Consider the following 22,393-nt stretch of genomic DNA (forward strand, 5'->3'; position numbering starts at 1 on the left):
TCTGCTTCAGGTCGGTTCCTGGCTCAATATTCTATCCAGCAGTGGCCGGCTTCTTCCTTGATGAACCTGGACCAGTACTTGTTCCCGCTGAAAGCGCGCGCGAGATTTGTTGTCGTAGGCCCGGCTTGCACCTCCTCAAGCACGTCGGCAGTGAGGCAAACAGGTTGGTTCCGGTTATAGGCGTCTACAAGGATCCTCAGGATTGCTCGGTGCTTGACGCCACGGAACGTGTATGTCTCCTCACCAATGTAGATTTTTCCATAATCGACCGAGTGCCTGATCGGCTTGTGCGCTGATGCTGGCCCGACAAGCAGCCTTTTTGAAACGATGGCCGGATCGATCGCGATATCGTCCGGTTTCGCCAGAACATCCTTGATGCCAACAACGACCTGTCCTGCCGATTGCACATCAAGCCCGGCCGCGGTCGATGTGAGGATGACTCGCACGTCGGCGGGAGGACGCTTGTTCATCATCTCCTCGATGGCTGCGCGGTAGCCAGGGTCGAAGAGTCTTCGGCAGAACCAGACTGAAACGGGCTTTCGACGCCCTTCCATTTTAACGGCGCCCAGATCCCAGAGCCTATCCCTGACCAAAGGCGCACTGATCTGCGGAGAAACGCGCTCGAAATTCACTAACGCATTCGCAAAGAAGGTCTCCATTTTAATGCCATAGAGGGTTATCTCCTCGGCGGCGACGGGCGTCCATCGTCCCTTGCTGGTGAAGTAGCCATGCGACCCGCGCTCTGGCGACCAGACGACGGTGGTTGGCTCGTCTTCATAGTCGTCCATAGACGGGACAACGTCTGTAGAACCAACCTGTGTGAGTAATCCCGCCTTGAGCAGGGCGTCGCTCGCCGTCGTATAGTTGGAGCAGAGCAGAGATCCGGATAACCTTCCGGATCTGGTTTCGAGGATCTTTAGCAACAGATCGACGGCTCCGCTATTTTTAAGGGCCATCGGGCAAGGACCCGTCTTTGCGAATGCCCCATGCGCGAAGGAGTTTCTCGCCGATGAGTCGCTCGCGTTCGGTCATGCCTTTCAGATTGCATCCATGAGGCGTTGTAATGGTCAGGTTGAGATTCTTGGGACGGCGGGATTTGCCTTCCGGTCGAAAACGAATTGTCAGACGCGCGCGAGTGATTGTCCAGTCTGCATGTCGTTCGGCGCTGGGCCCGATATGATGATCGGCCATATCCCAGATCGTGTGCGTGGACGAACCACGATATTCGAGCGTGACGCGCTGATCCGATTCATCGAGCGGTTGAAAACGCAATTCCCTGACGAATACATGTTCGATCGATTGGCCGGGGGACGCATTCGGATCGGACGGGAAGTCGAAAGGATCCATTAGCACGCTGAGGTCGTATTGGCGTGTAGGCAGCTTTTCGCTCTTGAAATCGATGCCAAGCAGATGGCGGCCCATGTAGCCTGCCAACGCCTCGCGAATGTCCTTGTCGCTGGCCACGACCTCGATCACGCCTTCGGCCGGTTCGTAAGTCAAGGAGGCTTCGTAGACCGGCTTGATCAACTTTCGTTTCAGTGCGCCGGCGCCGTCGAACCCAAGGGTGTCGTCGGCGGGCCCTTCGCGGTATACGGCGACTTGCGCCAATTGATGAGTTGTTCCGTCGAAGGCTACGCGATGCCGATCAAAGATATCGACATGCACACGGGAGGTGTTGAATTTATTTCTGATTGCGTCAGTGAAGGCGTCTCTCGACGCTTGATCCTTCACTACGGGCTTTTTCTTTTCCGCGACAAAACCGCTCCACATGCGTCCGTGACGTTTTTCGTCATTAAACCGAACCTCTTCGGCCAAACGAAAATTGTCGTTTTCGTTCATAAAAGCCCAGAGCGCCTTATTGTGAGCTCCGGCGACGGCGTCGAATTTTACTCTGTCGGAGATGACGTCGTATAATGCACTTTGTCCCGGCTCATCGGCTAATGCGATGATGCGATCCACCTCAAGCACGAGATCGTCGCGTTCTTCTTCGGTAAGAGCGGCGAGAGCGTCGACAAGCGCAGATGCGATGTCGCTTTCTTTAGCCGTCCAATCGACGGAAGGAGGCAGGGAGAAAGGCTTCGTCTGAAAATAAGCCTTGAGGCTCGCTGCCGGGGTCTTTCTCAAAAAGGTGGTGATTGACGCCATCTGAGTCCTTTTTCGGGGCGGCGAACGCGAGGGGAAGGGCGGGAACGTAACAAGAACAGCGACGCGGGGGAAGGCTGATGATCAGTTCGTCCACAACTACGAGCGGCTGGCGCATGGCGTGATTCGGTCCGGAGCGTTGGAAACCGCCTCGAGCGTCACTGCTTCCGGCGCTCCGCACAATTTCCTGCGGCTGCTAGTGAACTCGCGCTGTTTCACAAGATATGGAAAATGCTTGCTTATCTCTAATTTGTCCCGCATCCCTCGCTCATCGCCATCAATTTCGAACGGTCTCGATGAGCACGGTTCCTACTCCGCCGAATTGGACGCCGCCCGAGCGGATGACGGCTTCTGAGCGCCTCGATGAACTGGCCCGACTCTTGTACGCCGGGCTCAGAGCCTGTTTGGAAATTCCGGTTTGAGGGGATTCCCGTTTCGCTGCGAATGTGATTCACACTTTGGATGTGGACACGCAAGCAACGGGGCCGGATGGCCAGGATCGCCCGAAAGACCAAGCGCTACCCTTCTGATCTGACAGATGAGGAATGGGCGCGGATCGCGCCGTTGATGCCGAAGCCCGGACGCAGGGGCAGGCCTCGCGAAGTCGAGTTTCGCGAAGTGATCAATGCGGTGCGCTATCTCGTGCGCTCGGGCTGCGGCTGGCGGATGCTGCCGGTGCATTTCGGTCATTGGCGAACGGTCTACGGCTGGTTCCGCGAGTTGGCGCGGCGTTTCCTGTTCCAGACGATCCATGACGTCGAGCTCATGCTCGATCGGGAGCGACAAGGACGAGAAGCGAGCCCCTCGGCGGCGGTCATCGACAGCCAGTCGATCAAGGCGCCGCATGCGCAGACGCGGGGCTATGACGCGGGCAAGAAGATCGTCGGTCGCAAGCGCCATATCGCGGTCGATACGGATGGGCGATTGCTGATGGTCAATCTGACGACCGCCGACATTTCCGACAGCGCCGGGGCGCAGGCGATCCTCGACGCCATCCGCAAGCGCTGGCCGTGGGTGAAGCATCTCTTCGCTGACGCCGCCTACGACCGGCTCAAGCTGATGGACAAGGCCGCCTACCTGGAGTTCGTGCTCGAGATCATTCGTCGCCGCGACGGTCAAAAGGGTTTCGAAGTCCTGCCGCGTCGCTGGGTCGTCGAACGGACCTTTGGCTGGATGATCCGATGGCGCAGGCTCGTTCGAGATTACGAGCGCCGCATCGAGGTCTCGACCGCAATGATCCACGTCGCCATGGGCAGCCTACTCATCCGCCGGAATGCTCACCCGTGAATTTCCAAACAGGCTCTCAGGCGTATTCAGCCAGAACAGTCCAGTTCTTTATCGCCAGCCGACGGAGAAAGTTTGGTCGACTTCTCGCCCCTGAAGAGCGGTGTTCGACGTCGCAAACTTCGCGAGAGGAGGATGTGATTATGAGCAGGAACGCCGCAAAATCCAGGCCGCAAGCCGCGCCGCGGCCGGGGGAGGACAGTGCGACGGACGGGGCCGTGTTGGCGCAGCTCGCGGCGCTGCATTGCAGGTCGGTGAATGAGCTGAAGGCAAAGTGGGAGTCGCTCTTCGGCGCGGCGGCGCCGAACAACAGTCGCGAGTTTTTGGAGAGCCGCATCGCCAGCAGGATTCAGGAACTCACCTACGGGGGCGTCTCGCGCGAGACCCGGCGCGCGCTCGATCTTCTTGCCGACGAGATCGAAGGGAAAATTGATCGAAAGCGAATGGCCGACGACAGCCGCAACCCGAGCCCGGGCACGAAACTCATTCGGGAATGGGGCGGCGCGGAACACACAGTCACCGTTCTTGGCGATGGCTACGCGTGGGAAGGCCGCAAATATCGCTCTTTGTCGGCGGTCGCGAAAGCCATCACCGGCACCAGCTGGAACGGATTTCGGTTCTTTGGTCTTCGTGACAGGCAGAGGAGCGGCGCATGAGCAGAGCTTCAGTCCCCGCAGCCAAACGCCTACGCTGTGCGATCTACACGCGAAAATCGAGCGAGGAAGGACTCGAACAGGAATTCAACTCGCTCGACGCGCAGCGCGACGCGTGCGAAGCCTATGTCGCAAGCCAGAAGCCCGAAGGTTGGGTCGCCATCCGTGACCGCTACGATGATGGCGGCTTTTCCGGCGGCACTCTGGATCGCCCGGGATTGCAACAATTGCTGAGCGATGTCGAGGCCGGCCTAATCGACGTGATCGTGGTCTACAAGATCGACCGCCTGTCACGCTCCCTCATGGATTTCGCAAAGCTCGTCGAGGCGTTCGATCGCAACAATGTGACCTTCGTGTCCGTCACCCAGTCCTTCAACACGACGACGTCAATGGGGCGATTGACGCTGAACATTTTGCTGAGTTTCGCGCAGTTCGAACGCGAGGTCATTGGCGAACGCATCCGCGACAAGTTCGCGGCGTCCCGCAAGCGCGGAATGTGGATGGGTGGGTTCGTTCCCATGGGCTATGACGTCAGGGATCGCAAGCTCGTCATCAACGAAGCTGAGGCGGCGACAGTGCGCATGATCTTCGAGCGCTTCGTTGCGCTCGGATCGGCGTCCACATTGGCGCGCGCGCTGCAAGCGGAAGGCGTCGCCAACAAACGCGGCAGGCTCATCGACAAGGGCTTCATCTACAAGCTGATCAGCAACCGTGTCTATCTCGGCGAAGCGGTTCACAAGGGAACGTCATATCCCGGGGAGCACGAGGCGATCATCGGCAAGGAGCTGTGGGAGAGCGTTCACGCGATCCTGAGAGAGAGCCCGCGCGAACGGCGCGCCAAGAATCGCAGTCGGTCTGAGGCGCTGCTCAAGGGGCTGATATTCACAGCGAGCGGCACGGCCATGACCCCGACCTTCACGCGAAAGGGAGAGCGGCTCTACCACTACTACACGTCAATGGATTTGATCCGGAACCGCGCCATCCCCGAAAAGGCGGCGCCCTTGCGCCTGTCATCAGCGGTTGTGGACGGCGCCGTCATTGCCGAACTGCGGCGACTGATCGGCGCGCCGGAGATTGCGGCGCGCGTGGTGGCGATCTATCGGCAGGATGGCCTCCGCGCGGATGAGAACGCGATCGTCGAGGCGCTGCGGCGCTTCAACGATCTATGGGACGCGCTGTTCCCGGTCGAGCAGGCTCGGATCGTCCGCTTGCTGGTCGGCAGGGTAACGGTGGGCCCCGCTGGCATCACCGTCGATCTGCGCAACAACGGCCTTGCCGGCCTCGTCAGAGACCTTTCCGCCAACGCCCATCAGGAGGCCGCCGAATGACCGACGCAGACGACACCATCCGGGTCTTCATCCCGTTGACGTTCAGGCGTCGCAATGGGCGGCCCAAAATCCTGTCGCCCGAGCCGGAGCCGGACTTTCAGGCCCGCTCGCAGGACCCGCACATTCTTCGCGCCCTCGGGCGCGCGTGGGCGTGGCGGCGGCGGCTCGAAAGCGGCGAAGCAACTACGCTCCAGGACATCGCTCGGGCCGAAAAGGTGACGGACCGGTATGTCAGCCGGATCATGCGGCTGGCGTATCTCTCGCCCGACGTGCTCGAACGCCTGCTGCTCTGGCGAGTGCCGCCGTCCATTTCGGTCAGCGATCTGATCAAGGCTAGCTACCTGCCGTGGGCGGAGCAGATGGAGCGGGTGTTTGATGGAGAGCTCCAAAGCGGAGGAAGAGTCCGCTTGCCCGCGCTGATCATCAACGGGTAAGACCTTGGGTTCACATGTGCTTGAGGCCCCCATGGTGAAAGCGCCAAAGATCTCGCCAGTGGACGAAGAAAAGGCGCTCACCCTGTTGCAAAGATACGGCTGTCCCGTGCCGTATCATGAGGTGCGCACCCGCTTCCTCGGCAACATCGCGACGCCAGAAATGTCCGCCTCGCCAATGTCGGTCGTCAAAGGACTCTGGGGCGGCGAATTCCCCGCGTTTGAGAGCATGGAAGCGGTGAACGAACTCCTCGGCATTCTGGTAAATGGGCTCTGGAACTCCCTGACGCGCCACCAGAAGCGCAGCGAGCCCTTTCGCCTAGTCAGAACACCGGTCGGGACGACCCGAGGGGGACTTGCCGCCTACGCCTTGATGCGTCGCCAGGAGATCGACGGATTTGTCGAAGGCCTTTTCAACGGGCGGGAGGACCTTGATCTTCCCGAGAAGGCCACCGTCTCGATGGGTGTCCTTGGCGAACTGCGCGCCATGCTCGCAGGCGTTCATGCCCTTGCCACAAACGATACCAAGATCGCGTCTGACGGTGAGTTCGCGGCCACTCTGAAGCACGTCCAACAACTGACGCCGATCATCGAGCGAGAAATCAACGCCGTCGTGCTGGCCTGCACGCGGGCGCGACGGCAGGCGCTGAAAGCGCCCGACTTCTCGGGGCCAACGTTCCACTAAAATCCTGCGCGGTTCTGCGCCCCGCAGAAATGCGACCCAGCATGCCCACCGCAGGTTTTAACCGAACCGAGGGCGGAGGGGGCAACTCAAACGAGACGCTTACGCAGATTTTTTAAGGTATTGAAAATAAGCGATATTTTCTGACCGAACCAAATCGGGGGAGGTTCGCTCGGAATGAGACGGACGGGCTTCAGAGACCGAATTTTGCCCGGCGCGGCAGTCTCGGAAGTTCGGTCGGAAACCGCAAACCCTTCGGAAATAGCGGAGTTTTCCGGCGCTGGTCAGCCAGCCTTCGGGGTTTGCTATGGCTTAGCTGGCGGAGAGGGAGGGATTCGAACCCCCGATACGGTTACCCGTATGCCGCATTTCGAGTGCGGTGCTTTCAACCACTCAGCCACCTCTCCGCGGCGCGCTGATTTGGCCCCGTGAGGACCTCGCTTCGTGGCGAGTAGCGCATAGCATGGCCAGTGACGCCGGATCAAGCGGGCTCCGAGGCTCTGGCAGGCTATCGCATTTGGCCAAGGATGGAACGGGCGAAAGCGTCGGACGATCCTGAGCGTTTCCGTTTGCGCCGAATGTAGATATTGGGTTGAAGCGAGAGCCGAGAGCTGGCTCCGGATGGTTGGACAGTTCCCCGCGGATTTTAGGTGGATCTCTGCCGGGGTTTGCTGAACGCGGGGTTCTTCGATTTGTCGCGGCGTCGGGAGGGCCGTAGGCCCGACCAGAGCGGCGGCAAAATCGAAAGCGACGGTCATGCGGCCATCGCCGTTTCCTTTATGCCGAAGTAGGCCTCGTCGGGCGTGCGCCCGTCAAGGCTCGAGTGCGGGCGCCGCTCGTTATAGAAGGCGAGATAACGGGCGATCGACGCGCGCGCCTCGGAGACGCTCTCATAGGCGCGTAGATAGACTTCTTCGTATTTGACGCTGCGCCACAGCCGCTCGACGAAGACGTTGTCGCGCCAGGCGCCCTTGCCGTCCATGCTGATCGAGACCTTCGCGTCCAGCAGCACGCGCGTGAAGTCGAGGCTGGTGAACTGGCTCCCCTGATCCGTGTTGAAAATCTCGGGCTTGCCGTGTATCGCCAACGCCTCTTCCAGCGCCTCGACGCAGAACGCCGCCTCCATCGTGATCGACGCGCGATGCGCCAGCGCGCGCCGGCTCGCCACGTCGACGACCACGACGAGATAGACGAAGCCGCGCCGCATCGGGACGTAGCTGATGTCCATCGCCCAGACGTGATCCGGCCGCTCGACCGTCACGCCGCGCAGGAGATAGGGATAGATCTTGTGGCCCGGCGACGGCTTGCTCGCATTCGGCCGCCGGTAGATCGCCTCGATCCCCATCCGCCTCATCAGCGTCGCCACATGCCGGCGGCCGGCGACGACGCCCTCGCGCCGCAACAGATCGCGCAGCATTCGCGCCCCCGCGAAGGGATAATCGAGATGCAGTTCGTCGAGGCGCCGCATCAGCTTCAGATTCTCGGCCAAGACCGGCCGAGGCATGTAGTAGACCGTGCTGCGGGCGAGGCCGAGCGCCTTCGCCTGCCGCGCGATCGGGAGGTCATGGCCGTGGTCGATCATCTTTTTGCGCTTGGCAGGCCAGCCTTGCCGAGCGCGCCGGACAAAAAATCGTTCTCCAAAGTCAGTTCGCCGATCTTGGCGTGAAGCGCCTTCAAATCCACGACGGCCTCTTTGGGCTCCGCCTTCTCCTGCCCGAACACGCCCGCCGCGCCTTCCAGAAGCTGGCCCTTCCAGGTCGTGATCTGGTTCGGATGGACGTCGAACTGCTGCGCCAGCCCGGCCAGCGTCTTCTCGCCCCTGATCGCGGCCAGGGCCACTTTCGCCTTGAACGCCGGAGAATGCGTCCGGCGGCTTCGCTTCGTCATCGGATGCTCCTGAGTCGCCGCGAGAATCCTCGCCGACGTCAGGCGGAAATTCACCTATCTCACCGTCCGAATTTGCGGGGCCGGCTCTGTTGTGCCCTCGATCATGCGAGAGGAGGTTGCGCAACGCTACCCGCTTTATCGCAATCCGCCGGCGCTTGACGACCAACGTCCCAATGTGACGAGCTGGACCTATTAAAAAGCGGGGCGCGAGGGGCGCGAGTCGCCGCCAAAGCGGAATTGAACCGCAGTCCGACGAGACTCGCCGTAGCGATGAGCCCGCCATTTCGTTAATCATCGTCCATTAAAGGCTTGGAGCTTAGCTGCAATTCGAAACAAATTAACGGGATGGTGATTGGCCCGGCCTCATCGTGACGGGGTCGGCCGCTCGCCCGGCCGACGTCGAGTAAAGGCGTAAGTCGGTGAGCGCGTAATGAACAGATGGGTTGTCGGCGCCGTTTCGCTTGTCCTGTCGAGCGCGCCTGCGCTTTCGGCGGACATGCCATATCGCCCCTATCCGCCGCGCTACGCGCCGCCGCCGGTCATCAGCTGGACCGGCTTCTATCTCGGCGTCAACGCGGGATATTCCTGGGGCGTTTCGCCGTTCATCACGCCCAGCCAGAATGTCGCGATGCTGCGGGTGGGTCCGCCGGTCGAAACCCAGATGGCGCTGACCTCGGCGGCAGCCGCCGCTCAGAAGCTGTCGGCGTCGACGAACGGTTTCTCGGGCGGCCTGCAGGTCGGCTTCAACTGGCAGGCGTCAGAAGGACTCCTTGTCGGCATTGAGGCGGACGCTCAGGGTTTCGCCAACACCAAGGAGCGCGCCACGAGCGTCGCCCTGCTGGACATTCCGGACGGGAACGGGATGCAGATCAGTTCCTTCGCCCAGGGGTCGCGGTCGCTCAATTATCTGGGCACGCTGCGCGCCCGTGTCGGCTATCTCGTGATGCCGACCCTTCTCGTCTATGGCACGGCCGGCCTGGCCTATGGCGGCGTGAGCGGCGATTACGGCGTCACACAGGCGCTGGTCAATCTTCCGGCGGTGGAGCCGCAGGCGCTGCCCGGCGTCGTTCCGGCGCCCTTCGCGGCCAGCGCATGGTCCGGACAGGCCAGATATCAAACCAACCGGCTGGGCTGGGCCGCCGGTCTGGGCGTCGAATGGATGTTCATGCCCGGCGTGACGCTGCGGGGCGAGTATCTCTATTATTCGCTCGGGACGCAGACGACGCCGGTCGTCGCGATGCAGGTTCCCGCCAATCCCGCCACCGGGACCGCTTTTGGCAATGTCACGCGCGCCACGACGCGGTTCGACGGCCATCTGTTCCGGGCGGGCGTCAATATTCTCTTCAACGAGAGTTCGCCCATCGCGGCGCCCATCGTCAACGGTCCCGTCTTCGCGCGCTATTGAGCCGCCGGCCCCGCCGCGCCATTTCGCGCGTTTGACGGGAGGGCCAGGAAACGTCCACTATCGCGCAGGGGGGAGGGAGCGACTCCGCCCGCGAAGGCCGTGCGTCCCGGGCAGGTGAAAACGCGGACGCCTCTTCCTATCTTCTGACGCAACCTCTGACAGATGGACCGTCCCGCGCCCATGACCTCGAGCAATCTCGCGCCCATCGAAACCGCCGTCGCCGAATCGGCCGAACGCGCTCTGGATCACATCGGGCGCGCCCGCGCCGCCATCGGCGCGGTCATCTTCGGCCAGGACGAGGTGGTGGAGCAGGCGCTCGTCACCATTCTCGCCGGCGGCCACGGCCTCCTCGTCGGCGTGCCGGGCCTCGCGAAGACGAAGCTCGTCGAAACGCTCGGCAAGGTTCTCGGGCTCGCCGAACAGCGCGTGCAGTTCACGCCCGATCTGCTGCCCGCCGACATCATCGGCTCGGAAGTGCTGGAGGAGGGCGCCGACCGGTCGCGCTCCTTCCGCTTCATCAAGGGTCCGATCTTCGCCCAGCTTCTGATGGCGGACGAAATAAACCGCGCTTCGCCGCGCACCCAGTCCGCGCTGTTGCAGGCGATGCAGGAGCATCACGTCAGCGTCGCCGGCAAGCGCTACGACCTGCCGCGGCCGTTCCACGTTCTCGCGACCCAGAATCCGCTGGAGCAGGAGGGCACCTATCCGCTGCCCGAGGCGCAGCTCGATCGTTTCCTGCTGCAAATCGATGTTCATTACCCTGACCGCGCCAGCGAACGCCGCGTGCTGCTCGAAACGACGGGCGAGAAATCCGCCGCGCCCGCGCAGGCGCTCGACGCGGAGGAATTGATGGCGACGCAGCGGCTCGTGCGCCGTCTGCCCGTCGGCGACAAGGTGGTGGACGCGATTCTCGACATCGTGCGGGCCGCGCGTCCGGGCGAGGGCGACCCGGCGATCGCGCCGCACGTCTCCTGGGGGCCGGGGCCGCGCGCCGCGCAGGCGCTGATGCTCGCGACCCGCGCGCGCGCGCTCGTCACGGGCCGTCTCGCGCCGTCGCTCGACGACGTGGCGGCTCTGGCGGCGCCGGTGTTGCGTCACCGCATGGCGCTGAATTTCGCTGCGCGTCGAGAGATGAGCGTGTCGGATCTCATTGGCAAGCTCGTGGCGCGGATCGGGTGATGGCGTTCGGCCAGATCGAAACCCGCGCCTACGACCCCGCGACGCGCAAATCGGCGAACGCCGCCGTCGCCGCCGATCTCGCCGCGCGCCTGCCGCGCCTCGTCAATCGCGCGCATGAGATCGCGGCGAGCGTCGCCTATGGCGTTCATGGGCGAAAGCGCGCGGGCGTCGGCGAAACCTTCTGGCAATATCGACCCTTCGCCAGCGGGGAGGCGGCGCATCGCATCGACTGGCGCCGCTCTGCCCGCGGCGACCAGCTTTATGTGCGTGAACGCGAATGGGAGGCGGCGCACGATTATTTCATCTGGATGGACGTCTCGCCCTCGATGGCCTTCGCTTCCTCGCTCGCGCTCGACGACAAACTCGCTCGCGGCGTGACGCTCGGCCTCGCGCTGGCCGACGTTCTCGTGCGCGGCGGCGAGCGCGTCGCCGCGCTGGGCGCGACGGCGCCCCTCTCCGCGCGGGACGTGATCGACCGTCTGGCGCGCGCGCTGATCGAGCGCGCGGCGGAAACCGCGCAGGACGAGCTTCCCCCCGGGACGCCCATGCGGCCGCGGGCGCGGATCGTGCTGATTTCGGATTTTCTCGCACCGCCGGATGCGCTGGCCGCGCGGCTCCGGGAGTATGCGGATGCGGGCGCGTCCGGCGCGCTGCTCATGGTGATCGACCCGAGCGAGGAGAGCTTTCCTTTCTCGGGAGAGACGATGTTTCTCGATACGGACGGCGGTCCCGCCTTTCATGCGGGCGACGCCAGAAGCCTCCGCGAGGCCTACGCCCGGCGCTTCGACTCGCATCGCGAAGCGGTCCGCGCCGCGGCGCGCGGCGCCGGGTTCCTGTTCCTCCAGCATCACACCGACCGACCGGCCGCAGAGGCCGCGCTCGCGCTCGCCATGGGGCTGCACGGCGTCGAGGCGCGGCTGTGATGGGCGGGCTTTCCTTCGCCGCGCCGCTCGCGCTGATCGGCCTGCTCGGCCTGCCGGCGATCTATTGGCTGCTGCGGGTGACGCCGCCGCGTCCGCGCGAGGTCGTTTTTCCGCCAACGAAAATCCTGCGGGAGCTGGCGCGCGACGAGGAGACCCCGTCGAAGACGCCCTGGTGGCTGCTTGCGATGCGTCTCGCGCTCGCCGCCGCGCTGATCCTCGCCATGGCGGGGCCGGTCTGGAGTCCGGCGGGAACGGTCGCGGGATCGTCCGCGCCGACTCTCGTCGCGCTCGACGACGGCTGGGCCGCCGCGCCCGCTTGGGAACGGCGCGTCTCGGCCGGCGCGGGGATCCTCGAGAACGCCGCGCGCAGCGGCGCGCCGGTCGCTTTCATGACGACCTCCGAAGCCGCGGCTCCGACGCTCTCGGACGCCTCCCGTGCGCTCGAAAAGCTGCGCTCTGCGCGGCCGAGGCCGTATCTCGCCGATCGCGCCGCAGCGGCAGGAACGCTCGCCGCCTTCGCAAAGAAAAGCCCGGGCGCGCGTCTCGTCTGGATCAGCGACGGACTTGCGCAAGGCTCCGCCGAGCTTTTCGCCAAGGCGCTCGCGCGCGCCGCGAAAGATGGCGCGCGCGTGGAGGTTCTCGTCGACGACCATGCGCCGCTCGCGCTCGCCGCGCCGGTCAACGCGGCCGCCGCGTTGACGGTGGACGTCTTGCGTCCCGACGCTTCGGGCCCAGCGGCGGCGACCGTCGCGGCTTACGACTCGAAAGGTCAGGGCATCGCCCGAACGACCGTGAATTTCGGGTCCGCGCCGCGCGCTCGGGCGCAGCTCGATCTTCCCGTCGAACTGCGAAACGACGTCAGCCTGCTGCGGATCGACGGGGAGAATTCCGCCGGGGCCGTCGCGCTGCTCGACGCGCGCTCCAAGGTGCGGCGCGTCGCGCTCGTGGGCGGCGCTGGGCTGGACGAAGCGCAGCCGCTGCTCTCGCCGGTCTATTATCTCGACAAGGCGCTTGCGCCCTTCGCGCAGGTGCGGCAGGCGCGGCCGGGCGCCGTCGATCCGATTCTGACGCTTCTCGCGGAGCGGCCCAATGTTGTGGCGCTCGCGGACGTCGGCCTCGCGCCTGGCGAAACCTACGACGCGCTGGCCCGCTTCGTGGAGGAGGGCGGGACGCTCATCCGCTTCGCCGGCCCGCGCCTCGCCAACGCGGGCGACGATCTCCTGCCCGTGCGGTTGCGCCGCAACGGCCGCGTGCTCGGCGGCGCGATGTCGTGGGAGGAGCCGAAGGCGCTCGCCGAGTTCGACGCCGCCAGCCCCTTCTTCGGCCTCGCGGCCTCGAAGGACGTCAGCGTGCAGCGTCAGGTGCTGGCGGAGCCGGACCCCGGCCTTGCGCAGAAGACTTGGGCGCGGCTTTCGGACGGCACGCCGCTCGTCACAGCCGAACGACGGGGAAAGGGACTGATTGCGCTCTTTCACGTCAATGCGGACACGGGCTGGTCGAACCTGCCGATCTCCGGTCTTTTCGTCGACATGCTGAAGCGCATTTGCGCCATGGCGGGGGAGCCCGCGCCCGCGCAGGGAGAGGAGCGGGCGGACTCCGTGGCCGTCGGCGACCAGCGGCTTCTCGCGCCGCTGAAGGCGCTCGACGGTTTCGGAGCCCTCGGCGCGCCCGGACCGAACGCGAAAGCGATCCCCGCCAATTTCGACGGCGCCGCCAGCGCCGAGCATCCTCCGGGGCTTTACGGGACCGGGGACGCCTTTCTCGCGTTGCAGACGGTTCGCGCCGGAGAGGAGATCTCGCGGTTCGATTTCGCCGGCGCGGGAGTGACGCCCGTCGCGCTTAAATTCGGCGCGCCGGTCGATTTCCGCGGCCCATTGCTCGCCGCGGCCTTCGTCGCCTTCGTCGCGGACGCGCTGATCGCGCTCTTCGTCTCGGGCAAGATTCGGCTCAGGCCCTTCGCGGCGATCGCCGGCGCCTTCCTTGTTCTTTCCGTAACGTCGATTCCTCGCGACGTAAGGGCGGAGACGGAGACGCGGTCCGCCGCTACGCAGCGCGACCGGGAGGCGGCGTTGACGACGCGCCTCGCTTATGTTGTCTCGGGCGACGCGAAGGTCGACGAGATCTCGCGCCTCGGGCTCGAGGCGCTGTCAAAAGCGCTGTCGCTGCGCACGTCCTTCTCGCCCGGCGATCCCGCCGGGGTCGATCCCGCAAAGGACGAACTCGCCTTCTATCCCATGCTCTATTGGCCGATCGTCGCAAGCGCGCCGCAGCCGTCCGCGAAGACCGCCGCCCGGGTCGCCGCTTACATGAAGCAGGGCGGCACCATCGTGTTCGATACGCGCGACGCGCTCGACCGGCGTCCCGGCGACGCCCCGACGCCCGAAACGCAATGGCTGCGCGATTTTTCGAAAAACCTCGACGTCCCGGAACTCGAAGTCGTCCCGCGCGATCACGTGATCACCAAAACTTTTTATCTGCTCGACAATTTCGTGGGCCGCTACGCGACGGGCGACACATGGGTCGAAGCGCTGCCGCCCGAACCGAGTGAGGCGGCGGCGCGGCCGGTTCGCGCCACGGACAGCGTCTCCGCCATCGTGATCACCTCCAATGACCTCGCCTCGGCCTGGGCGCATGACAAACGCGGCCAGCCGCTTTTCCCGCTGACCCCCGGCGGCGCGCGCCAGCGTGAACTGGCCATTCGCGGGGGCGTGAATCTCGTCATGTATACGCTGACCGGAAACTATAAATCCGACCAGGTGCATGTGCGCGACCTGCTGGAGAGGCTGGGGCAGTGACCGACCTCGACCTCGCCTTCTCGCCGCTGCTCCCCTGGCCGATCCTCGTCGCGCTGACGATCGCCGGGGCCGTCGCGCTGATCCTCGCCGCCGTTGCGGGCCAGCGGGGAACGGCGCTCCGCGCGCTTGCGCTCGCGCTCGTGCTGGCGGCGCTGACCGACCCTTCGCTCGTCCGCGAAAAGCGGGACCCGCAAAAGACCATCGTCGCCGTCGTCGTCGACAAAAGCGAGAGCCAGAATTTCGGCGCCCGCGCCGCGCAGACGGAGGAAGCCCGCAAGGCGCTCGAGTCGTCCCTCGCGAAATTCGCCGACGTCGAAACCCGCGTCGTCTCCGTGACGAACGACGCGAGCGGCAATGACGGCACGAAGCTTTTCGGCGCGCTGGAGCAGGCGCTCAAGGACGTTCCCCCCGAGCGAGTCGGGGGGGCGGTGATGATCACCGACGGCGTCGTTCACGACATACCGGCCCGGGCCGAGGCGCTCGGCTTCCGCGCGCCGGTCCACGCGCTCGTCACGGGCAAAGAGGGAGAGCGCGACCGCCGCATCGAACTCGTCGAGGCGCCGCGTTTCGGCATCGTCGGCAAGGAGCAGACGATCCGCGCCCGCGTCGTCGACACGGGCGGAGACGGCGCCCGCGCGCCGATCGCCGTGCGCCGCGACGGCGAGCGGCTGCCGACCTACAGCCCCGTGCCCGGCGACATCGTCAACATTCCTGTGAAGATCACGCATGGCGGAGCAAATATCGTCGAGCTGGAGGTTCCGCCGGCGCCGGGCGAACTCACGCTCGTCGACAACAAGGCGGTCGTCTCGATCGAGGGCGTGCGCGACCGGCTGAAAGTGCTGCTCGTTTCCGGCGAACCGCACCCGGGCGAACGAAGCTGGCGCAACCTTCTGCGCGCCGACGCCAATGTGGAGCTGGTGCACTTCACCATTCTGCGTCCGCCGGAAAAACTCGACATCACGCCGGCGAGCGAACTGTCGCTGATCGCTTTCCCGACGGCCGATCTCTTTGGGCGCAAGATCAACGAATTCGATCTCATCATCTTTGACCGCTATTCGAATCAGACGCTGCTGCCGTCGATCTATTTCGACAACATTGCCCGATATGTGGAAAATGGCGGCGCCTTTCTCGCGGCAGTGGGGCCGGATTACGCGACGTTGCGCGGGCTTTATTATTCGCCGCTCGAAAACATCCTGCCCGCGCGTCCAGATGGCGCGCTGTTCGAACAGGCGTTCAAGGCGCGCGTCAGCAAGGACGGCGAAAAGCATCCCGTCACGCGCGGGCTGCCCGGCGCCAAGAGCGAGCCGCCGCAATGGGGCGACTGGTTTCGGCAGGTGGACGCCGCGGTGCTGAAGGGAAACTCCATTCTCTCGGGCGCGCGCGACAAGCCGCTGCTCGTGCTGGCGCATGAGGGCAAGGGCCGCGTCGCGCTGCTGCTCTCGGACCAGATCTGGCTCTGGGCGCGCGGTTACGATGGCGGCGGCCCCAACGCCGACCTCACGCGCCGCCTCGCGCATTGGCTGATGAAGGAGCCCGACCTCGAAGAGGAGGCGCTGCGCGCCGAAGCGCGCGGCCGCGAGGTGACCGTCGAACGCCAGACGCTGAAAGACGAGGCCGCGCCGGCGATGGCGACCTCGCCCTCCGGCGCGCGCGAGGAGATCGTGCTGCGCCAGAGCGAACCGGGCCTGTGGCGCGCCCAGCTCAACGCGACGGAGAAGGGCCTGTGGCGCTTCGAAAGCGACGGGCTGACGGCGCTCGTGAACGTCGGCCCCGCGAACCCGCGCGAGTTCCGAGAGGTGGCGTCGACGACCGAGAAGCTCGCGCCGCTCGCGGAGGCGACCGGCGGCACGGTCCGGCGCCTGAGCAAGACGAGCGACGCCGTGACCATGCCGCGCGTCGTGGAGATGCGCGACGCGAGCCGGTATGGCGGGACGGACTGGATCGGCGTGCGCCAGACGGGAGCGTCGACGCTGGTGGGGGTCGAGGTGGCGCCTTTGGGGCTGGGCCTGTGGGCGATGCTGGCGCTGCTGGGGATGGTTGTGGCGGCCTGGGCGTGGGAGGGAAGGCGGCGGTAGAGAAAGCCACCGCCACCAGGCGGCGTTCGCTCTCTCGCTCATCGGCCGCCGTTGAAATAGCCGTTGGCGTAGCCCTGACGGAACAACATCTCGTAGCGGCCGTCGAATTTGCTCTGATGGCGCCCATATTCGGCGCTCTGACCGCCGGCCTTGTCGGCTTTTCCCGCGGCGATCCCCGCGTTGTAAGAATCGCAGCCCCCCTGATCCGCGGCGCCTGGACAGCCTGCGAGATTGCCGGGGGGCGGCGGCGCTGCTGGCGTCGCGAGCGGTTGCTGGACCGGCTTATTGCAGGCGGCGAGGGCGAGCAAGGTGGCCGAAACAAGAATATAACGCGTCACATCTCAACTCCATGGCCAGGAGGCCGCCTTGATGACGCGCTGATTTGGCCGAAATTTGCTTGCCGCGGCCGGCAGGCTCGGCGGCGATGTGGGAAATCGCGTAATCTGCTCCTACCTTTCAGGAGATTCGCCCTTGCCCATCTACCGCTCGATCGGCCTCATGTCCGGCACGTCCATGGACGGCGTCGACGTCGCGCTTATCGAGACGGATGGCGACTCGGCCGTCTCCTTCGGGCCGACGGGACATTTCCCTTATAACGACGCCGACCGCGCGCTGTTGCGCAACGCGCTGGCCGAGGCCGCGACGCTGGAGGATCGCGACGCGCGGCCGGGCGTGCTCGCCTTCGCGGAACGCATGGTGACCGACCGCCATGCGGAGGCCGTCGAGACGTTCCTGCGCGACAACGCCATAGAGGCGGGCTCGATCGACCTCGTCGGCTTCCACGGCCAGACCGTGCTGCATCGGCCGAAGCAGAAGCTCACCATACAGATTGGCGACGGGCAGGCGCTCGCCAACCGGCTCGGGATCGACGTGGCCTACGACTTCCGCGCGGCGGATATCGCCGCGGGCGGAGAGGGGGCGCCTATCGTGCCGGTGTTCCATCGCGCGCTCGTGCTCGCCGGCGGCATGAAGGGCGAGGTTGCGCTGCTCAACATCGGCGGCGTGGCGAATGTCACTTACGTCGCTGACGGCGAGCCGCCGATCGCCTGCGACACCGGCCCCGGCAACGCCCTCATCGACGATCTGATGCTCCAGCGCACCGGCGCGCCGATCGACCGCCACGGCCACATGGCCGCGCGCGGGCGCGTGAACGAGGCGGCGCTGTTGCGGATGCTCGCGCATCCCTTCTTCGACCAGCCGCCGCCGAAATCTCTCGACCGTAACGCCTTCGCGCTCGAGCCGGTGATGAAGCTCGCGACGGAAGACGCGGCCGCGACCCTCACCGCCTTCACGGCGGCCTCCGTGCTGCGGCTTTTCCCGCATCTGCCGAACCAGCCGCAATTGCTCATCGTCTGCGGCGGCGGCGCGCGCAATCCGATTCTGGTGCGCGAACTCGTGATGCGCCTGCCGTGCAAGGTCACCACCGCCGACGCGGTCGGCTGGTCGGCGGACTCGATGGAGGCGCAGGCCTTCGCCTATCTCGCCGCGCGCGTGGCGGAGGGGCTGCCGCTCACCTTTCCCACGACCACCGGCGCGCCCGAACCGATGCCGGGCGGGCGGCTCGTGCGGGCGGGGGAGGCGTAGGGCTTCTCGCCCGGTCAGGCGGCGGCTGTTTCGAGGCGTTTTTCTTTCGCCACAAAGGGCGCGAGCATTTCAGGCACCTCGTCCGCCGGCACGGGCCGGCTGAAGAGATAGCCCTGCAACTGGTGGCAGCCCTGGGCGAGCAGGGCGCGCGACTGGTCTTCCGTCTCCACGCCTTCCGCGATGGTCGAGACGCCCATGGTGGTCGCGATGTCGACGATCGCGCGCACGATGGACATGTCGCGCTGGTCATCGGGCAGATTATGCACGAAGCTCTGGTCGATCTTGATCTTGTTGAAGGCGATGCGGCGCAGATAACTCAGGCTCGAATAGCCGGTGCCGAAATCGTCCAGCGAGAGGCGAACCCCGAGCTCCGAGAGCCGTTGCAGGATTTTCTGCGTCGCGGGCGTCGACTCGAGGAAGGCGGATTCCGTCAATTCCAATTCGAGACGATGCGGTGGCAGGCCATATCTTTTCAATGCTTTTGACACGATCGTCGGAAGGTCCGAATGGCGGAACTGGATCGGCGAAATATTCACCGCCACAGTGACCGGCGCGGGCCAGGTCGAAGCGATGCGGCAGGCTTCCTCGATCACCCATTTGCCGAGCGATGCGATGGCGCCGATTTCCTCCGCGATCGGAATGAACTCCGCGGGCGAGATGAAGCCGCGCGTCGGGTGCTTCCAGCGCACGAGCGCCTCAAATCCCTGAATGCGCTTCGTCGCGGCGTTCACCAGCGGCTGGAAATGGAGCAGGAAGTCGCCGCGCTCGAGCGCAACCTGCAACTCGGCGCCCAGAATGCGGCGGGCGTTGATCTCCTCGTCCATGTCCGCCTGATAGAAGCGATAGGCGTTCTTGCCGGTGCGCTTGGCCTGGTAGAGCGCGAGATCCGCCTGGCGCATGATCTCCTGCGCGCCGTCATCCGGGGCGATGGCGACGCCGATGCTGACGCCGACATTGACTAACGCGTCGTTGATGGGGAAGGGAACGCCGATCTCGGAGACGATGGCGGAGCAGGCGTGCGACAGCCATTGGCGGTCGCGCGCGGTCTCGTCCGTGAACAGAATGGCGTATTCGTCGCCCGCGAGACGCGCGATGCAGGCCTTGGGGCCGAGCAGCCGCGTCAAGCGGTTGGAGACGGCCTGCAGCAGCTTGTCGCCGGCGCCATGGCCGAGCGTGTCGTTGACGCTCTTGAACTCGTCGAGGTCGAGGCAGAGAACGGCGAAGGGAATGTTCTTGTTGCGCAGATCCGCCGCCGCCTTGCCGAGCCGCTGCTGGAAGCTGAGGCGATTCGGCAGGCTGGTGAGCGCGTCGTGCAGCACAAGGAAAGAGAGCCGGTCTTCGGCCTGTTTCTTGACCGTGATGTCGGAGCCGACGCCGCGATAACCCGAGAAGCGGCTGGCGCCGACGACCATCGGCTTTCCGCTGACCAGCCACCAGCGCCGCTCGCCCTCGACCGTCACCGCAAGGAGAATGTCCCGGAAGGCGCGGCGCGCCGCGACAGCTTCCCGCAGCTTCTCGAAACTCTCCCGGCCCTCCTCGTCGTCCGGCGCGAACAGTTCCTCGATCGGCATGTTTTTGAGAAGATTCTTTTCTTTCGCCGCCACTTGCGAAAGACGGTCGGAAACATGGCGCAGCCGCAAATCTTCGTCCGTCTCCCAGAGCCAATCGTTGGCGCTTTCCTCGAAATCGTTGAGCAGCAGATTGGTCAGCGCCCGCTCCCGTTCGAGATTGCATTGCGCGATCACGCGCTTGCGGACCAGAGCGCTGAGAAACAGCGTCAGGAAGGACATGAACGCGGCGTAGAGAACCTCGAGGATCGCGACATAAATGCTGAAAATCTCGCCGGTGGCGGCAAGGGTGACGAAGGACTGCGCGACGATCGGAAGGACGTAACTGACCGCGAGCGCTGGCACGAAGGCGATCGTGATGCTCGTGCCTATCGCGCCCGCCACGGCGGCGGCGATCAGAAGGCGCACCTGCGGGTCGCCGTCGAGATAGATCATCGTCGAGATGGAGCCGATCATTGCGCCATAAAGAAAGGCGACGGCCTGAATTCGTCTGAAGCGCGCGTCGGGAAGAAAATCCGGCCGCGGGTTTTCGCGCCAGCGCTTGCAATACGGCAGGCTGACCGCGGCGAGGGCGACGGCGCTCGTCACCAGCGCGACGAGGTAAAGCTGTTTTTCGGGCGACCAGAACAGCCATGCGAGGAACGAGACGCCGAGCGTGATCAGAGCAATCGACAGGGGCGCGAGGCGCAGCGCCATGTCGAGCTGCTCCACCTTGACGAGATTGTCGACGCCTTCGTCCGACGTGCGCGGATCTTCGGTCAACTCGGCAATCGCGTTTGAACTCATCTGACTTGGTTCCAGTTTCCGCCCCGGGAGGACGCTCAAACTGGGCCGATAGTTGTCAATAAATCCCTGCACAAACCCGAGACGCCAACGTCCGCTTCGCGAGGCCATTTGCGCGCGGACAGGGCCGGCGCGCCGCGCGAGACGCGCCGCCAAAGGCGCCGTTCAAGCTCAAGTCGAATTGGAACAACGATTTTTCGCTCCTGCGCGCCTCGAACGGCGTTTGTGTTCAATCGCCAGGCCCGCCGATACGAAACGTTCACCGTTCCGACAGTAAAGCTTATCCGGTCGGTCCCTGCGCGCCGTCTCGCGCATCGCGCCGATGGAGGCCATGCGCATGAGCACGCACACCGACGCGTCCCCTCGAAGCACGGAATGGTTCGCCACGCGCCGCAGCGTTATTCTCGGCGCCGTCGGGGTCATGGGGCTCGGCGCGAGCGCCGCCGTCGTCGAGCATGTCTGGAAAAAGAAAGACATGACGGCGCGGCTCTTCAATCCGTTCTCGATCGGCAAGTTCGATCTGCCTCCGGTGCCAGGATTGCTGGACGCGCAGGGCCGTCAGCTTCCTGGCTTCTCGGCGGCGGATCTCGCGGGCAAACGGTCGCTGCTCGTGGTCTGGGCTTCGTGGTGCCCGACATGCCGGGAGGAGCACAAGCACATCGTCGCGCTCGCCAAGCGCAATCTGGCGCCGATCTATGGCGCGGACGTGAAGGATCCGCCCGCGAAAGCGGCGTATTTTCTGGCGAAGCACGGCAACCCCTTCGTCGCCGTCGGCATGGACGAGCACACCTATCTCCAGCGCGCGCTGGGCGCGAAAGGCGTACCCGCGACCTTCGTCGTCGGTCCCGGCCCGGTCGTGGAATGGTCGACCTATGAAGGGCTGGATGAAGAAGTGATCGAAAAGGAAATCGTGCCGCGGCTGACCGCGAAGGTGGGGTAGGCCTTCTCCCCGCCGGTGCGGGGAGAGGGAGTGCGTCAGTCTCCCCGCGCGGGAATCTGAATGCGCGGCGGATTGCCGAGACGCTTGTCGAGATAGGAGTCGACATGCGCGATCAGCGGCTCGATCTTGTTCTCGAAAAAGTGGTTGGCGCCCTCGACCACCGCATGCTCGATGACGATGCCCTTTTGCGTCTTCAGCTTTTCGATCAGCCCCGTGACTTCCTTCAGCGGCGCGACGCGGTCCTGATCGCCATGGATGAACAGTCCTGAAGACGGGCACGGCGCAAGGAAAGAAAAGTCGAAACGGTTCGCGGGGGGCGCGACCGAGACGAAACCCTCGATCTCCGGCCGGCGCATGAGCAGTTGCATCCCGATCCAGGAGCCGAACGAGACGCCCGCGATCCAGCAGGCGCGCGCTTCCGGGTTCACCGCCTGCGCCCAGTCCAGCGCGGCGGCGGCGTCCGAGAGTTCCCCCGAGCCATGGTCGAAGGAGCCCTGCGACCGGCCGACGCCGCGGAAATTGAACCGCAGCACGGAAAAGCCCCGCTCCGCGAAAGCGTAATAGAGATGGTAGACGATCTGATTGTTCATCGTCCCGCCGAACTGCGGATGCGGATGCAGGACGATGGCGATCGGCGCGCCGCGCGTGGCGGACTGATGGAAACGGCCTTCGAGCCTGCCGGCGGGGCCGGTGAAGATGACTTCGGGCATTCTAAATCCCTGTGGAAACGCGGG

Annotated in this window: 19 protein-coding genes and 1 tRNA gene; 13 read left to right on the forward strand and 7 right to left on the reverse strand. The window is 64.8% G+C overall.

Annotated features, from left to right (window positions below; translation table 11 throughout):
* Positions 1-23 precede the first annotated feature (23 nt).
* Both ACV959_RS08900 and ACV959_RS08905 read right to left on the reverse strand, forming a co-directional pair.
* Positions 24-956 carry a hypothetical protein gene (locus ACV959_RS08900; RefSeq protein WP_475739532.1) on the reverse strand — a complete coding sequence of 311 codons (933 nt, stop codon included), beginning with the start codon at positions 954-956 and terminating at the stop codon, positions 24-26.
* Complete coding sequence (locus ACV959_RS08905) at positions 946-2,145, reverse strand: hypothetical protein (RefSeq protein ID WP_475739533.1); 1,200 nt, start codon at positions 2,143-2,145, stop codon at positions 946-948. The genes ACV959_RS08900 and ACV959_RS08905 overlap by 11 nt, the downstream gene beginning before the upstream one ends.
* 459 nt (positions 2,146-2,604) lie before the next feature.
* Between ACV959_RS08905 and ACV959_RS08910 the strand changes: the two genes are divergently transcribed.
* From ACV959_RS08910 to ACV959_RS08930, 5 genes are all read left to right on the forward strand, one after another.
* A complete protein-coding gene (locus ACV959_RS08910) occupies positions 2,605-3,429 on the forward strand; it encodes an IS5 family transposase (RefSeq protein WP_475739534.1) in 825 nt (274 codons plus the stop codon).
* A 140-nt stretch (positions 3,430-3,569) separates the two neighbouring features.
* Positions 3,570-4,082 (forward strand): DUF2924 domain-containing protein, encoded by a 513-nt coding sequence (locus ACV959_RS08915; protein WP_475739536.1) that lies wholly within the window; start codon positions 3,570-3,572, stop codon positions 4,080-4,082.
* A complete protein-coding gene (locus tag ACV959_RS08920) occupies positions 4,079-5,407 on the forward strand; it encodes a recombinase family protein (RefSeq protein ID WP_475739537.1) in 1,329 nt (442 codons plus the stop codon). The genes ACV959_RS08915 and ACV959_RS08920 overlap by 4 nt, the downstream gene beginning before the upstream one ends.
* A complete protein-coding gene (locus tag ACV959_RS08925; RefSeq protein WP_475739538.1) occupies positions 5,404-5,841 on the forward strand; it encodes a hypothetical protein in 438 nt (145 codons plus the stop codon). Before ACV959_RS08920 ends, ACV959_RS08925 begins: the two co-directional genes overlap by 4 nt.
* Before the next feature lie 58 nt (positions 5,842-5,899).
* Positions 5,900-6,523 carry a hypothetical protein gene (locus tag ACV959_RS08930; RefSeq protein WP_475739539.1) on the forward strand — a complete coding sequence of 208 codons (624 nt, stop codon included), beginning with the start codon at positions 5,900-5,902 and terminating at the stop codon, positions 6,521-6,523.
* A 314-nt stretch (positions 6,524-6,837) separates the two neighbouring features.
* On the opposite strand, the gene ACV959_RS08935 is transcribed toward ACV959_RS08930, so the two are convergent.
* Both ACV959_RS08935 and ACV959_RS08940 read right to left on the reverse strand, forming a co-directional pair.
* Positions 6,838-6,927 (reverse strand) — tRNA-Ser (locus ACV959_RS08935).
* 347 nt (positions 6,928-7,274) lie between these two features.
* Positions 7,275-8,407, reverse strand: a protein-coding gene (locus ACV959_RS08940; protein ID WP_475737020.1) for an IS3 family transposase whose coding sequence is annotated in 2 segments (ribosomal slippage) — positions 7,275-8,152 and positions 8,152-8,407 — 1,134 coding nt in all. Because the reading frame shifts where the segments join, the coding sequence is not laid out codon by codon here.
* A 91-nt stretch (positions 8,408-8,498) separates the two neighbouring features.
* Between ACV959_RS08940 and ACV959_RS08945 the strand changes: the two genes are divergently transcribed.
* From ACV959_RS08945 to ACV959_RS08970, 6 genes are all read left to right on the forward strand, one after another.
* Positions 8,499-8,603: a DUF1838 family protein gene (locus ACV959_RS08945; RefSeq protein ID WP_475739540.1), complete on the forward strand. Its 105-nt coding sequence runs from the start codon at positions 8,499-8,501 to the stop codon at positions 8,601-8,603.
* 234 nt (positions 8,604-8,837) lie between these two features.
* Positions 8,838-9,812 (forward strand): outer membrane protein, encoded by a 975-nt coding sequence (locus ACV959_RS08950; RefSeq protein ID WP_475739541.1) that lies wholly within the window; start codon positions 8,838-8,840, stop codon positions 9,810-9,812.
* 180 nt (positions 9,813-9,992) lie between these two features.
* The gene (locus ACV959_RS08955) at positions 9,993-10,991 is read left to right on the forward strand and encodes an AAA family ATPase (protein ID WP_475739542.1); all 999 of its coding nucleotides are present in this window, start codon (positions 9,993-9,995) and stop codon (positions 10,989-10,991) included.
* A complete protein-coding gene (locus ACV959_RS08960; protein ID WP_475739544.1) occupies positions 10,991-11,914 on the forward strand; it encodes a DUF58 domain-containing protein in 924 nt (307 codons plus the stop codon). Before ACV959_RS08955 ends, ACV959_RS08960 begins: the two co-directional genes overlap by 1 nt.
* Complete coding sequence (locus ACV959_RS08965) at positions 11,914-14,709, forward strand: DUF4159 domain-containing protein (RefSeq protein ID WP_475739546.1); 2,796 nt, start codon at positions 11,914-11,916, stop codon at positions 14,707-14,709. The genes ACV959_RS08960 and ACV959_RS08965 overlap by 1 nt, the downstream gene beginning before the upstream one ends.
* Positions 14,706-16,784 (forward strand): hypothetical protein, encoded by a 2,079-nt coding sequence (locus tag ACV959_RS08970; RefSeq protein ID WP_475739547.1) that lies wholly within the window; start codon positions 14,706-14,708, stop codon positions 16,782-16,784. Before ACV959_RS08965 ends, ACV959_RS08970 begins: the two co-directional genes overlap by 4 nt.
* 38 nt (positions 16,785-16,822) lie before the next feature.
* On the opposite strand, the gene ACV959_RS08975 is transcribed toward ACV959_RS08970, so the two are convergent.
* Positions 16,823-17,122, reverse strand: coding sequence for a hypothetical protein (locus ACV959_RS08975; RefSeq protein ID WP_475739548.1), 300 nt, complete (start codon positions 17,120-17,122; stop codon positions 16,823-16,825).
* Positions 17,123-17,255: 133 nt separating this feature from the next.
* On the opposite strand from ACV959_RS08975, the gene ACV959_RS08980 reads away from it, so the two are divergent.
* A complete protein-coding gene (locus ACV959_RS08980) occupies positions 17,256-18,368 on the forward strand; it encodes an anhydro-N-acetylmuramic acid kinase (protein ID WP_475739549.1) in 1,113 nt (370 codons plus the stop codon).
* A gap of 14 nt (positions 18,369-18,382) precedes the next feature.
* On the opposite strand, the gene ACV959_RS08985 is transcribed toward ACV959_RS08980, so the two are convergent.
* Positions 18,383-20,722, reverse strand: a complete 2,340-nt coding sequence (locus ACV959_RS08985; protein WP_475739550.1) for a putative bifunctional diguanylate cyclase/phosphodiesterase — start codon at positions 20,720-20,722, stop codon at positions 18,383-18,385.
* Between the two features lie 334 nt (positions 20,723-21,056).
* Between ACV959_RS08985 and ACV959_RS08990 the strand changes: the two genes are divergently transcribed.
* On the forward strand, positions 21,057-21,659 hold the full coding sequence (locus tag ACV959_RS08990) for a redoxin family protein (RefSeq protein ID WP_475739551.1): 603 nt from the start codon (positions 21,057-21,059) through the stop codon (positions 21,657-21,659).
* A 35-nt stretch (positions 21,660-21,694) separates the two neighbouring features.
* Here ACV959_RS08990 and ACV959_RS08995 read toward each other — a convergent pair whose 3' ends face one another.
* On the reverse strand, positions 21,695-22,369 hold the full coding sequence (locus tag ACV959_RS08995; RefSeq protein WP_475739552.1) for an alpha/beta hydrolase: 675 nt from the start codon (positions 22,367-22,369) through the stop codon (positions 21,695-21,697).
* Positions 22,370-22,393 lie beyond the last annotated feature (24 nt).

It is taken from the genome of Methylocystis sp. Se48 (genome assembly GCF_056269425.1).